The organism is Agromyces sp. GQ35, from assembly GCF_059758475.1.
This window is the reverse complement of sequence record NZ_JCAXEO010000001.1, coordinates 1,334,081-1,346,839: the sequence shown is the minus strand read 5'-3', so window position 1 is coordinate 1,346,839 and position 12,759 is coordinate 1,334,081. Positions and strand designations below refer to the sequence as shown.

The following is a 12,759-nucleotide window of genomic DNA, read 5'->3' as shown; positions in this document are numbered from 1 at the left end:
GCCGGTTACTTCAGCGAGAAGTAGGTGACGGCCCCGCCGCCCGAGGCGAGGGCCTCGTCGACGTTCCAGTAGTCCGCGTCCTTCGTGTGGCCGCCGACCCAGACGGTCGTGCCGTTCGCGCCGTGCTCGACGCGCGTGACGACGGCGGTGTGGTCACGGTCGCCCGAGCCGTCCCAGTCGAACTGGGCGATGTCGCCGACCTTCACGAGGCTGCGCTGCGAGTCGTCGAGGGGCGTCGCGAGGTCGGGCCGGGTGTACAGCCAGTCGCGCATCGCCGTGGAGCTCGCCCAGCTCGGCGACATCGCACCGGTCGCGCGGTCGTAGTACCAGCCGGCGTCCATCGCCCAGCCTCGCGCGACGAGTGACTGGCTCGCGAAGTTCGCGCAGTCGACACCGCTCAAGACGGTGTACTCGGCCGTGTTGTAACTGCTCCAGTAGGTGAGCACGTATCCCAGCTGCGCGTCGATCGCCGGATTCGAGGTGTAGGTCAGCACGAGCGACTGCGGCGCGGCATGCACGGCGGCCTCGTCGATCGCAGTGAGCTGGGCGGCGAGCGAGGCGGGCGCAGCGGCACCGGCCACGGTCGCCGTGCCGGGCGCCGTGACGGCCACGGGCTCCCCCATCACATCGGTGAATGCGACCGGCACCCCGCCGAGCGCGGTCTCGGCGACGGCCGGCACCTGGAACGTGAGCTGTTCGGGTGCAGCAGCCACGATCGGGGCTTCGACGCCGCCCACCACGACCTGGCCCACCTGATCGAGCTCGTCTCCGGTCACGGTGACCTGGGTGCCGCCGGTGAAGGGCGCTGCTGCCGTCGAGAGCGCGCTCGTGACGGCAGGTCGTGCGGCGATCTCGATCGACGAGGTGAGTTCGTCTCCCGCGGCGGCTGCCGCCTGCGACGAAGCGGCGGTCTCGCTCGCGGCGGCGAGCATCGCCTTCTCATCGGCGGATGCCGCGGCGACGGCGCCGAACGCGCTGACGCCCAGGATGGCGCTCGCGCAGCTGAGCGCCACGACGCGTCGCGCTCCGCCGCTCGACGGGCGCCGGTTGCGCACCCGCTCGGCTCGATGGCGAGCACGGCGTTCCTCGCGGCCCGCGACGGCATCGGACGACTCGGCGAGGGGCGCCGACGCGGGGGCGGCGATCACTTGCGCGTCGACGGCCGCGACGGAATCGAGGGCGCCCTCGACGACCGGTTCTCGGTAGGTCGCGCGGCGTCTCGCGGGGAGTTCGGAGGAGTTGGAGGCAGGGGTGAAGAAGGTGAGGCGCACAGGTGGGGGAATTCCGGGTCGGCATTTGGGGGGACGTGACAGCCCATCACGCGAATTTGTGAGGATCCCTCCGAACGGCTGGGAAGCCGGTGAGAGCGCGCTCTCGGCGAACCGCCGCGACTAGGACGCCGCGACGGCGCGATTCGCCCGCACCGCGCGCACCGCCGCAACGCCGAGCGGCACGAGCACCAGCAGCGCGACGACGTTCACGCCGGCGAAACCCGCGGCTCCGAGCACGACGCCCGACAGGGCAGCGGATGCCGCGGCGGCGAGGTTCATCGCCGCGTCGGTCGCACCCTGCAAGGGCACCCGCATCTCGGGTTCGACCGAGGTCGTCAGCAGGGTGGAGCCGCCGATGAGCCCGCACGACCAGCCGAGGCCGAGCAGGCCGAGGGCGAGCGGGATGAGCAGCATGTCGTCGGCGGGCGCCAAGATGCCGATGAGCGCCGCGACGATGAGGATTCCGGCGCCGACGGCGATCACGCGCGGCGGTCCGAGACGGTCGACGAGCCAGCCCACGATCGGGCTCGCGCCGTACATGCCGATGATGTGGATGCTGAGCACGACGCCCACGAGCGAGAGCGAGAGGCCGTGCGAGGTCATGTGCACCGGCGTCATCACCATCACGCCGATCATGACGGTGTGCGAGCACACGATCGCGAGGATCGCGAAGAGTGCGCGTGGGTCGCGAACCGCCGTGCGGAGCGCGCGCCAGGCGCCGATCGGTTCGGCGGCCGGTGCGGATCCGGCCGGATCGGCGACCTGGTCGGGTGCGAGGTCGACGTCACGACCCTCGTCGGGCGCGCTCGTCGCGGCATCCGTCGCCATCGTGCCCGGCTTCGGCAGCCGCAGCGCGGTCGCCACCAGCAGGGTCGACAGGGCGAACGCGGCGCCGGAGAACAGGAACGGGCCGACGAGCGGGGGCAGCCCGAGCGCGAGACCCACGGCATCGCCGGTGGCGGAGAGCAGGGGGCCGGCCACCGAGCCGAGCGTCGTCGCCCACAGCACGAGCGACATGGAGCGCGCCTCGAAGCCGGCGGCCGCGACCTCGGTCGCCGCGAACCGCGCCTGCAGGCCCGCGGCGGCACCCGCCCCGAATGCCGCGAGGCCGAGGAAGACGAGCGGCACCCATCCGCTCGCGGCGGCGGCGATGACGAGCACGGCGCCCGCCGCGGCGAGCGCGTAGCCGACGGCGAGCGCGACATGCCGGCCCGAGCGCACTGCGAGGCGGGCGAGTGGGATGGCGGCGACGGCTGCGCCGAGCACGCTCGACGACTGCGCGAGGCCGGCGAGCGCGACGACTCCGGTCAGGTCTTCGACGAGCAGGGCGGCGACGGCGATGCCCGACGCGACGCCGACCCCGGCGAGCAGCTGATTGACGACCAGCACCGCGAGGGAAACGCCGCGCCGCGGCATCCGCTCACTCATATTCGGGAGCTGCCGGGAGGCCGAAGAACTCCTCGAGCGTCGTGATGCCCGTCTCGTGCATCTCGGTCGCGAGCGGCACCCCGACGTAGCGGTAGTGCCAGGGCTCGAACTCGTAGCCCGTCACCGGCGTCTTGTCGGCGGGGTAGCGCAGGATGAACCCGAAGCGCCACGCGTTGTCGCGCAACCAGATGCCCTCGGCGGTGTCGCCGAAGCAGGCGGCGAGCGAGCACTCGCCGCTCTCGGCGCCGATGTCCATCACCAGGCCGGTCTGGTGCTCGCTGAAACCCGGTCGCGCGGTCAACAGGTCGTCGCCGTCGTAGATCGACTCCTGTGCGGAGAACGATCGGAAGGCACTGTTCGACGCGAGCGAGAGGTCGGCCTCGTCGAGCGCGGCCTGGAACATCGCGACGATCGCATCGGACGGCTCTTGGCGCAGCAGCGGGTCCCAGGTGTGCGGCACGGGCACGTCGACGAGATCGTCGGGTTCGAAGTCCTGCGGGTTCAGCGGCCGGAGCTTGTTGACGACGACCCAGATGCTGTTGGCGTCATCGAGGGAATGCGCAGTGCGATCGAAGGTGTCGACGCTCGCCGGCGGCGGAGTCGCGCCGGGCGCCGGGCGGGGCGATTCGGTGTCGGGTGGCGCGGATGCCTCGCCGGTCGCGGATCCGCCGGGGCCGGTGCCGGCCGAGCCCGAGACGGCGCCGATGACGACCACGGCGACGGCGATGAGCGCGAGACTCAGCGAGCCCGCGATGACGAGACGCCGGCGTTGCCTCACTTGATCGGAGGGAACGCGACCTTCACTCACTGACACCCGACGAGTCTACGCGCGGGTGGCTCGACGCCCCGGATGCCTCGAATCGGCTGCGCGAGAAGATCACGGCTCAGTAACGAACCCGGCGCGTGAGAGCGCTCTCTTGACAGCGGGCGGTTCCACTGCATAGAGTCGCACCTCGAACCGTGAGAGCGCTCTCACGTTCGACGAAGAGAGCGCTCTCACGCTGCGCACATTCCCGTCCACGCACACACAAAGGAGTGACCGTGAAGCTCTCACGCCACACGAAGGTTGCCGCTGCCATCGCCGGCGCGGCATCCATCGCCCTCCTCGCCACCGCCTGCTCGACCGGCGGCGGCGAAGAAGGCGACGGCGACATCACACTGACCGTCACCACGTTCGGAACGTTCGGATACGACGACCTCTACACGGAGTACGAGGAAGCCAACCCGGGCATCACGATCGAGGCGACCAACATCGACACGGGCGGCAACGCCCGCACCGACGCGTTCACCAAGCTCGCCGCAGGCTCCGGCCTCTCCGACGTCGTGGCGATCGAGGAGGGCTGGCTCGGCGCGATCATGGAGGTCTCCGACCAGTTCGTCGACCTCACCGACTACGGCATCGCCGACCGCAAGGGCGACTGGGTCGACTGGAAGTACGAGCAGGCGACCGACCCCGAGGACCGGGTCATCGGCTACGGCACCGACATCGGGCCGAGCGGCATCTGCTACAACGGTCCGGCGCTCGAGGCGGCCGGACTCCCCTCCGACCGCGAGAGCGTCGCCGAGCTGCTCAACGGCGACTGGGCGCACTACTTCGATGTGGGCCGCCAGTACCAGCAGGCGACCGGCAAGGCCTGGTTCGACCACTCTGGCTTCGTCTGGAACTCGATGGTCAACCAGATGCCCGAGGGCTACTACACGAGCGACGGCGAGCTGAACGTCGAAGACAACGCCGACCTCAAGGCGAACTTCGACCTGCTCACGGCTGCAGTCGGCGACGGCCTCTCGGCCGCGCAGGCGGCATGGGACTGGAACGGCGGCAAGTCGTTCGTCGACGGCACCTTCGCGACCTTCGTCTGCCCGGGCTGGATGCTCGGCGTGGTCGAGGGCCAGGTCGAGACCGGCGGCGGCGACGCCTCCACCGGGTGGGACTTCGCCGATGTCTTCCCCGGTGGCGCAGCCAACTGGGGTGGCGCGTTCCTCTCGGTGCCCGAGTCGTCGGAGCACAAGGAAGAGGCCGCCAAGCTCGCGGACTGGCTCACGCAGCCCGAGCAGCAGGTGAAGCAGTCTGCAGCAGCGGGCAACTTCCCGAGCACCGTCGGCGCACAGGAGACGCTCGCCGAGGAGGCGACGCCGAACGAGTTCTTCAACGGCGCTCCCACCGGTGCGATCCTGGCCGCTCGCGCCGAAGGCGTCGTCGCCCAGTTCAAGGGTCCCGACGACTCCGTGATCCAGGAGAACGTGTTCGGCCCGGCGCTCTCGGCGCTGGACCGTGGCGAAGCCGATGGCGCCGCCGCCTGGGACCAGGCGATCGAGCTGCTGCACGAACTCGTCGGCGAGTAGTTCCCGCCTGAGGAACGGAGGGCCCTCGGGCGCGTCGCCCGGGGGCCCTCCTCCTCGTCATCTCCCACGACTGGACTTCGCATGACCACGACCATTCGGCCTCCCGCGAGCGGGACCCCCACGCCGCAGCGCCGAGCCGCGGCATCCGAACCACTGACCTTCCGTCAGCGCCTCTCGCGTTTCGACGTGAAGGCGAGCCCGTACTTCTACGTCTCGCCGTTCTTCATCCTCTTCGCACTCGTCGGCCTCTTCCCGCTCATCTACACGCTCGTCGTGTCGATGCACGAGTGGGACCTGCTGAAGGGGCAAGGGCCGTTCGTCGGCCTCGACAACTTCGTCGAGATCCTCGGCGACGCCATGTTCTGGAACTCGATCGGCAACACGATCAGCATCTTCCTGCTGTCGTCGATCCCGCAGCTGACCATCGCCCTCATCGTCGCCTACCTGCTCGACCAGGGGCTGCGCGCGCCGACCTTCTGGCGCATGAGCGTGCTGCTGCCCTACATCGTGACGCCCGTCGCCGTGGCCATCATCTTCTCGAGCGCGTTCAACGAGGCCGACGGCCTCGTGAACAACCTGCTGAACGTCTTCGGCATCGCCGACCAGGACTGGAAGCACGACACCTTCCTCAGCCACATCGCGATCGCCACGATGGTGAACTTCCGCTGGACGGGCTACAACGCCCTCATCCTGCTCGCCGCGATGCAGTCGGTGCCGCGCGACCTCTACGAATCCGCCGCGATCGACGGCGCCGGTGCCGTGCGGCGGTTCTTCTCGATCACGATCCCGTCGATCCGCCCGACCCTCATCTTCGTCATCATCACCGCCACGATCGGCGGCCTGCAGATCTTCGCCGAGCCGCGCCTCTTCGATGTGTCGACCGCGGGCGGCATCGGCGGCAGCGACCGGCAGTTCCAGACCACGGTGCTGTTCATGTGGGAGCTCGCGTTCTTCCGGCGCGACTTCGGCGAGGCCGCCGCGGTCGCGTGGCTGCTGTTCCTGCTCATCGTCGGGTTCGGCCTCGTCAACTTCCTGATCTCCCGCCGCATCGCCACCGGCGGAGACCGGCCGAGTCGCCGCACCCGCCGGGCCCGCGAACGCGCCACCCGAGGAGGAGCGGCATGAGCACCCTGACCCCCGAACCCATCCCCGCCGTGATGGTCGACGACATCGAACCGAGGCGCGACAGCGGTGGCGGTCGCGACGGCGATGCCGATCGCGGCGGTCGCGGCGCGGGCCGTCGGCCGAGGCGAGCCATGGGCACGGCCGGCATCGGCAGCCGCCCGGGCTTCCTCATCTACGGACTGCTCGCCGCGTTCATCATCGGCGGCGCCTACCCTCTCTGGTGGTCGGTCGTCGTCGGCAGCGGGACGAACGCCACCCGTGGCGAGACGCTCCCCCTCATCCCCGGCGGCAACTTCTTCGCCAACGCGGCGAAGGTGCTCGACGCCATCCCGTTCTGGCTGGCGCTCGGCAACTCGATCGTGATCTCGGCGGTCATCACGATCTCAGTCGTGACGTTCTCGACGCTCGCAGGGTACGCGTTCGCGAAGCTCCGCTTCCGCGGACGCGACGGGCTCATGGTGTTCGTCATCGCCACGATGGCGATCCCGACCCAGCTCGGCATCATCCCCCTCTTCATGGTGATGCGCGAGCTCGGCTGGACCGGCACGATCGGCGCGGTCATCGTGCCGACCCTCGTGACCGCGTTCGGCGTCTTCTTCATGCGCCAGTACCTCGTCGACGTCATCCCCGACGAGCTCATCGAGGCCGCCCGCGTCGACGGCGCGAACCAGATCCGCACCTTCTTCAACGTCGCGTTGCCCGCAGCGCGTCCGGCGATGGCGATCCTCGGCCTCTTCACCTTCATGATGGCGTGGACCGACTACCTCTGGCCGCTCATCGTGCTGAGTCCGACGAACCCGACCCTGCAGACGGCGCTCAGCCAGTTGCAGTCGGGTTACTACGTCGACTACTCGGTCGTGCTCACGGGTGCGATCCTCGCCACCGTGCCGCTGCTCGTGCTCTTCATCGTCGCGGGCAAGCAACTCATCTCGGGAATCATGCAAGGAGCTGTGAAGGGTTGAACGAGAACCGCACCCCCGCCGACCGCCACCCCGCGTTCGACCGGAGCTGGCCCGAGAACTTCCTCTGGGGATCGGCGACCGCAGCGGCGCAGATCGAGGGCGCCGCACACGACGGCGGCAAGGAGGAGTCGATCTGGGACGCGTTCGCCCGGGTACCCGGGGCGATCGCAGGCGGCGACACCCCCGACCGCGCCGTCGACCACTACCGCCGCATGCCCGAAGACGTCGCGATCATGCGATCGCTCGGCCTCGACTCCTACCGATTCTCGACGAGCTGGGCGCGCATCGTGCCCGGCGGGCGCGCCGTCAACCACGAGGGCCTCGACTTCTACTCGCGGCTCGTCGACGAACTGCTCGGCGCAGGCATCCTGCCCTGGCTGACCCTCTACCACTGGGACCTGCCGCAGGCACTGCAGGAGCACGGCGGCTGGGCGAACCGCGACACGGCGTATCGCTTCGCCGACTACGCCGAGGCCGTCTACGGGGCGCTCGGCGACCGGGTGACGCACTGGACGACGTTCAACGAGCCGCTCTGCTCCTCGCTCATCGGCTACGTCGGCGGCGAACACGCGCCGGGCCTCAACGACCCGGTCGCCGGCCTCGCGGCGGTGCATCACCAGCACCTCGGACACGGCCTCGCGGTCGAGCGGCTCAGGGGCCTCGCGGATGCGTCGGGGCGCGACGTCCGTCTCGGCATCACGTTGAACCTCACCAACGCGGTGCCGAACGATCCGCGCGATCCCGTCGACCTCGAGGCGGCACGCCGCATCGACGCGCTCTGGAACCGGATGTACCTGGAGCCCATGCTGCTCGGGGCATATCCGTCGGACCTGCTCGACGATGTGCGCGAGTTCGGCCTCGACGAGCGCATCCATCCGGGCGACCTCGAGCAGATCTCGCAGCCCCTCGACTTCCTCGGCGTGAACCACTATCACGACGACAACGTCTCGGGGCACCCGCTCCCAGCCGACGCGCCGCCCTCGCTGCGCCCCACCGATCGCCCCGGCCGCTCGCCGTTCCCCGGCAGCGAGTACGTCTCGATGCCGTCGCGCGGGCTGCCGCGCACGGCGATGGGATGGGAGGTCAATCCCGCCGGACTCACCCGGTTGCTCGTGCGTCTCGGCGCGGAGTACCCGAACCTGCCCCCGCTGTACGTGACCGAGAACGGCGCGGCATACGACGACGCCGTGACCGATGACGGCGCGGTGCACGACACTGAGCGCACGGCGTACATCCTCGATCACGTCGACGCCATCGGCGCCGCGATCGAGATGGGCGCCGACGTGCGCGGCTACTTCGTGTGGTCGCTGCTCGACAACTTCGAGTGGGCGTGGGGCTACGAGAAGCGATTCGGCATCGTGCGCGTCGACTACGACACCTTCGAGCGAACACCGAAAGACAGCGCCCGTGCCTTCGCCGCGCTGATCTCGGACACCAAGACCGCCCCCGCGACGCTCACTGCCGCGACGACTATCGTGGGGTGAGCCGCAACACTGTGAGGGGGTTCGCGATGACGGGAATGCAGGCCGGCCAGGCGCCGACCCTCGAGATGGTCGCGGCGCGCGCCGGCGTCTCGCGCGCGACCGTCTCGCGCGTCGTCAACGGTTCGCCGAAGGTCAGCCCCGACGTCGTCGAAGCGGTGCAGGAGGCCATCGCGGCGCTGAATTACGTGCCGAACCGGGCCGCCCGCTCACTCGCGAGCCGGCGCACGCAGGCGATCGCCCTCGTCGTTCCCGAGTCCACCTCGCGCGTGTTCAACGACCCGTTCTTCGCGACGCTCGTGCAGGGCGTCGGCCTCGCCCTCGCGAGCACCGACTACACGCTCTCGATGCTCATCGAATCCGAGACCGGCAGCGAGAAGACACGTCGCTACCTGCTCGGCGGCAACGTCGACGGGGCGCTCGTCGCCTCGCACCACACGGGCGACCACTCGTACGCGAACGTCAGCCTCTCGCTGCCCGTGGTCTTCGGCGGCCGGCCGCTCGACGCCACCGAGAGTGTCAACTACACGGTCGACGTCGACAACACGCACGGCGCCGAACTCGCGGCGCAGCACCTCGTCGATCGCGGACGCGCCCGCATCGCCACGATCGCCGGCCCCCAGGACATGCCCCCCGGCGTCGACCGGCTGCGTGGATTCAGCTCGGTGCTCGAGCGCGCGGGCCTGCCGATCGATCTGGTCGAGTACGGCGACTTCAGTCCAGCTTCGGGTGCCGTGGCGATGCGTCGCCTGCTCGAACGCGATCCGTCGATCGACGCGGTCTTCGCTGCGAACGACCAGATGGCGATCGGCGCCTACTCGGCGATCGCCGAAGCCGGCCTGACCGTGCCCGGCGACATCGCCGTGGTCGGCTTCGACGACGACCGCTACGCCGCGACCGCGATGCCCCCGCTCACCACGGTGCACCAGCCATCGGTCGAGATGGGCACCGAGATGGCACGCGCGCTCGTGCGCCTCATCGAGGGCGACGACGTGCCGCCGACGACCTTGCTTCCGACGAGTCTCGTGGTGCGCCAGTCGAGCTGACGACCGGCTCGACGCGACGCCTCAGCGCGGCGGAACTCCCTGCTCGAACACGACGCCCGCGACATCCGTGAACCGCCCCTTCATCACGGCGATCGCCTCGGGGTTCTCATCGACGAGCACGAAGCGCCGGCCGAGCGTCGCGGCCACTGCCCCGGTCGTGCCCGACCCCGCGAAGAAGTCGAGCACCCAGTCGCCCTCGCGCGTCGACGCCTGCACGATGCGGCGCAGGATGCCCTCGGGCTTCTGCGTCGGGTAGCCGGTCTTCTCGCGGCCGGTCGGCGAGACGATCGTGTGCCACCAGACGTCGGTCGGCAGCTTGCCGAGCTCTGCCTTCTCGGGGGTCACGAGCCCGGGCGCCATGTAGGGCTCCCGGTCGACGGCGGTCGAGTCGAACCAGTACGCCGCCGGGTTCTTCACGTAGACGAGGATCGTGTCGTGCTTCGTCGGCCACTTGCGCTTCGCCTTCGCGCCGTAGTCGTACGCCCAGATCAGCTCGTTGAGGAAGCACTCCCGCCCGAAGAGCGCGTCGAGCAGCACCTTCGCGTAGTGGGCCTCCCGGTAGTCGAGGTGCAGGTACAGGGTGCCGTCGTCGGCGAGCAGCCGCCACGCCTCGACGAGCCGCGGCTCGAGGAACCCCCAGTAGTCGTCGAAACGGTCGTCGTAACGCAGCAGGTCGCCGCGGATGCGCTCGTAGCGCTTGCCGGCGAACCCGGTGATGGTTCCGGCAGCGCTCGCAGAACCTGGCGCGGGCTCCCCGCCATCCGTCGTCGCGATGCGCACGTGGCGGGTCGCCTGCCGCGACTGGGCGCGACCCGTGTTGAACGGCGGGTCGAGGTAGATGAGCGTGAACCGGCCATCGGGCAGGGTGGGCAGCACGGCGAGGTTGTCCGCATGGATGATGCGGTCGGGTTCGTCGTCGGTCACGCGTCCAGTCTGGCAGCACGGCTGAGAGGTCTCGATTCGACGCCGGCAGACCTCCTCGAGGAGCTACTCGACGTCGATGCGGATGGAGCCGCGGAACCGATCGGCTCGCGCAGGCGCAGGCTTCGAGGCATCCGAACCGTCGTCGGCGAAGGCGATGCCCTTGTCGCCGTCGCCCGGTGCCGGCGCGGGTGCCGGCAGGCGACTCTGCCGATCGAGCTCGACCTGCGCCTCGTGCTTGCGCGGCGCGAACACCTCATCGCCGATCATCATGACGCCGCCACCACCGCCACCGCGGCGCGTCTTGTCGGAGAGGTCGATCCAGCCACGCCGCACCGCGACCGCCACGAAGGCGGCGACGAGCACGGCGATGCCGAGCCAGATCCACCAGTCCATCCGGCGATTCTAACGGGGATCGCTGAGCCTTCCTCGCGCGCGGGTCAGGGGACGCGGTAGAGCCACTCCCGGGCCGCGAATTTCGACTCGACGAGCGCTTCGGCCTCGGCGAGCTCGTCGGCCGACACCGTGCCGGGCGTCGCGCCGTAGAGCGACGCGAACGTCTGCTTCAAACTCTCGATGATCGCTGCCCGCGACAGCCCGGTCTGCGAGCGCAGCGGATCGACGCGCTTCGCGGCGCTCGCGATGCCCTTGTCGCTGATCTTCTCGCGGCCGATGCGCAGCACCTCGAGCATCTTCTCGTTGTCGAGGTCGTAGGCCATCGTGACGTGGTGCAGCACGCTGCCGGAGCCGAGGCGCTTCTGCGCCGCGCCGCCGATCTTGCCGAGCGGGCTCGCGATGTCGTTGAGCGGCTGGTACGTCGCCTCGATGCCGAGGCCGCGCAGCCCCTGCAGCACCCAGTCGTCGAGGTAGGCGTAGGAGTCGGCGAAGCTCATGCCCTGCACGAGCTCGCCCGGCACGTAGAGCGAGTACGTCACGACGTTGCCGCGCTCCATCATCATCGCGCCGCCGCCCGAGATGCGGCGCACGACCTCGAAGCCGTACTTCTCGGCACCTTCGGGGTCGACCTCGTTCTTCACCGACTGGAAGCTGCCGATGACGACCGCCGACTCGTCCCACTCCCAGAACCGCAGCGTCGGCTTGCGCCGGCCCTCGCCGACCCGGGTCGCGAGCACCTCGTCGAGGGCGAGGTGCGTGCGCGGCGGCACGGCCGCGTCGTGCACGATCTCCCATTCGTAGTCGGCCCAGCCCGTGGCATCCGTCATCGCCCGGCGCACCGCCACGGCGATCGCCTCGGCCGAGAAGCCGAGCAGGACCGCGTCATGGCGAAGGCCCGCGGTGAGCGCCGCGGTGATCTGCTTGGCATCGGATGCCGCGGAGATCCCGTCGAGCGCAGCATCGAGGTCGCCCAGCGCCTCGTCGGGTTCGAGGAAGAAGTCGCCCGCGATGCGGGGGTTGCGGATCACGCCATCGGTCACGTCGAAATCGACGACCACGAGCTTGCCACCGGGCACCTTGTATTCACCGTGCATGCCGTACAGCCTACGGATGCCGGGCGTACGCTGGCGGCATGACGACGTTCTTCCTGGCGCGGCACGGCGAGACCATCTGGCACGCCGACCATCGCTACGCGGGCAACTCGGATGTCCCGCTCACGCGTCACGGACTCGGCCAGGCGGCGGCGCTCGGCGCCTGGGCGGTCGACGCGCGCCTCGACGCGATCGTCGCCTCGCCGCTCAGCCGCGCGCGCCGATCGGCCGCGCCTTCGGTCGAGACCACCGGCCTGGAGTTGCGTCTCGACGACCGGCTGGTCGAGATCGACTTCGGCGATGCCGAGGGCCTCACGCCCGATGAACTCACCGAGCGATACCCCGACGACTGGGCGGCGTTTCAGGAGGCCCCCGCGACCCATGCGTTCCCCGGCGGGGAGTCGGGCCGGGCAGGAATCGCGCGCGCCCTGCCTGCATTCGACGAACTGGTCGAGGAGTTCCCCGACGGGCGGGTGCTGGTCGTCGCGCACGCGACACTCATCCGCCTGCTGTTCTGCGAGCTGGCGGGCATGGATCCCGACGGCTACCGCGACCTGCTGCCGGTGCTCGGCAACTGCAACGTCACCACGATCGTCTACCCGTGGGCGACCGAGTCTCGAGCGGCGCACCATCCGCGCATCCGCATGCTCGGGTACGACGTGCCGCCGTGGCACGCCGGCATGTAGCCCCTGCCC

The 12,759-nt window shown here is 70.0% G+C and carries 12 protein-coding genes; 6 read left to right on the top strand and 6 right to left on the bottom strand.

Translation table 11 applies throughout. The annotated features are described in order from the left end of the window. Positions 1 to 5: 5 nt before the first annotated feature. From AC6CH0_RS06315 to AC6CH0_RS06305, 3 genes are all read right to left on the bottom strand, one after another. The gene (locus tag AC6CH0_RS06315; RefSeq protein ID WP_498098957.1) at positions 6 to 1,271 is read right to left on the bottom strand and encodes an amidase domain-containing protein; all 1,266 of its coding nucleotides are present in this window, start codon (positions 1,269 to 1,271) and stop codon (positions 6 to 8) included. A gap of 120 nt (positions 1,272 to 1,391) precedes the next feature. Next, a complete protein-coding gene (locus tag AC6CH0_RS06310) occupies positions 1,392 to 2,687 on the bottom strand; it encodes an MFS transporter (protein WP_498098956.1) in 1,296 nt (431 codons plus the stop codon). Positions 2,688 to 2,691: 4 nt separating this feature from the next. Continuing rightward, positions 2,692 to 3,513: a M15 family metallopeptidase gene (locus tag AC6CH0_RS06305; RefSeq protein ID WP_498098955.1), complete on the bottom strand. Its 822-nt coding sequence runs from the start codon at positions 3,511 to 3,513 to the stop codon at positions 2,692 to 2,694. Between the two features lie 227 nt (positions 3,514 to 3,740). Here AC6CH0_RS06305 and AC6CH0_RS06300 point away from each other — a divergent pair, with 227 nt between their 5' ends. From AC6CH0_RS06300 to AC6CH0_RS06280, 5 genes are all read left to right on the top strand, one after another. Continuing rightward, positions 3,741 to 5,042 carry an ABC transporter substrate-binding protein gene (locus AC6CH0_RS06300; protein ID WP_498098954.1) on the top strand — a complete coding sequence of 434 codons (1,302 nt, stop codon included), beginning with the start codon at positions 3,741 to 3,743 and terminating at the stop codon, positions 5,040 to 5,042. Between the two features lie 81 nt (positions 5,043 to 5,123). After that, positions 5,124 to 6,167 carry a carbohydrate ABC transporter permease gene (locus AC6CH0_RS06295; RefSeq protein WP_498098953.1) on the top strand — a complete coding sequence of 348 codons (1,044 nt, stop codon included), beginning with the start codon at positions 5,124 to 5,126 and terminating at the stop codon, positions 6,165 to 6,167. A gap of 131 nt (positions 6,168 to 6,298) precedes the next feature. Next, on the top strand, positions 6,299 to 7,129 hold the full coding sequence (locus AC6CH0_RS06290; protein ID WP_498101054.1) for a carbohydrate ABC transporter permease: 831 nt from the start codon (positions 6,299 to 6,301) through the stop codon (positions 7,127 to 7,129). Then, entirely contained in the window at positions 7,126 to 8,613 is a 1,488-nt protein-coding gene (locus AC6CH0_RS06285; protein ID WP_498098952.1) for a glycoside hydrolase family 1 protein, read from the top strand. The genes AC6CH0_RS06290 and AC6CH0_RS06285 overlap by 4 nt, the downstream gene beginning before the upstream one ends. Positions 8,614 to 8,639: 26 nt before the next feature. Then, positions 8,640 to 9,656 carry a LacI family DNA-binding transcriptional regulator gene (locus AC6CH0_RS06280; RefSeq protein WP_498098951.1) on the top strand — a complete coding sequence of 339 codons (1,017 nt, stop codon included), beginning with the start codon at positions 8,640 to 8,642 and terminating at the stop codon, positions 9,654 to 9,656. Between the two features lie 21 nt (positions 9,657 to 9,677). Here the strand turns inward: AC6CH0_RS06280 and AC6CH0_RS06275 are convergent, their stop codons facing one another. From AC6CH0_RS06275 to lplAB, 3 genes are all read right to left on the bottom strand, one after another. Further along, positions 9,678 to 10,580, bottom strand: a complete 903-nt coding sequence (locus AC6CH0_RS06275; protein WP_498098950.1) for a DNA-methyltransferase — start codon at positions 10,578 to 10,580, stop codon at positions 9,678 to 9,680. A 63-nt stretch (positions 10,581 to 10,643) separates the two neighbouring features. Next, the gene (locus AC6CH0_RS06270) at positions 10,644 to 10,973 is read right to left on the bottom strand and encodes a hypothetical protein (RefSeq protein ID WP_498098949.1); all 330 of its coding nucleotides are present in this window, start codon (positions 10,971 to 10,973) and stop codon (positions 10,644 to 10,646) included. Positions 10,974 to 11,017: 44 nt separating this feature from the next. Continuing rightward, complete coding sequence (gene lplAB / locus AC6CH0_RS06265; protein WP_498098948.1) at positions 11,018 to 12,067, bottom strand: lipoate-protein ligase LplAB; 1,050 nt, start codon at positions 12,065 to 12,067, stop codon at positions 11,018 to 11,020. A gap of 38 nt (positions 12,068 to 12,105) precedes the next feature. On the opposite strand from lplAB, the gene AC6CH0_RS06260 reads away from it, so the two are divergent. Next, a complete protein-coding gene (locus AC6CH0_RS06260) occupies positions 12,106 to 12,750 on the top strand; it encodes a histidine phosphatase family protein (protein WP_498098947.1) in 645 nt (214 codons plus the stop codon). Positions 12,751 to 12,759: the final 9 nt, after the last annotated feature.